This window comes from Elizabethkingia argenteiflava, from assembly GCF_009904105.1.
Lineage (GTDB): Bacteria > Bacteroidota > Bacteroidia > Flavobacteriales > Weeksellaceae > Elizabethkingia > Elizabethkingia argenteiflava.
The window spans coordinates 1-376 of sequence record NZ_JAAABJ010000608.1; the positions used below are offsets into that span (position 1 = coordinate 1).

At 39.1% G+C, this 376-nt stretch carries 1 pseudogene; it reads left to right on the forward strand.

Annotated elements, in window-relative coordinates:
• Positions 1–264: pseudogene (locus GNY06_RS10200) on the forward strand (hypothetical protein); the annotation flags it as partial.
• Positions 265–376: the final 112 nt, after the last annotated feature.

A 376-nucleotide genomic window follows, 5' to 3' on the forward strand; every position in this document is an offset into this window, starting at 1 on the left:
AAATGGAGAAAAGATGGATATTTCAGAAAGGCATGGATAGGTCTTTCGCACCTAAATAAAAGAAAATTGGAGATGTCAAGCCTACAGTTGGACGGCAGCCCAACCCCAATCAGAATGGGAGGTGAAAAGCTAGGCTATCAGGCTAGAAAAAAGGCAAAAACCACCAACAGCATTTTTCTGTGGATCACCGGGGACAAATGTTGGCAATGGGAAGTCCAAAAAGTGTGCATCATCACGATTGATACCAAAAAGAAGGTAGTTTGAAAGAAATCCTGTCACCTCTAATCGAAGCAGAAATAGATCATAAAGGATTGTTTCTGAATGCTGATGCAGGATTTGACAGTGAAAATTTAAGACAAATATTAGAAAAAGAAAA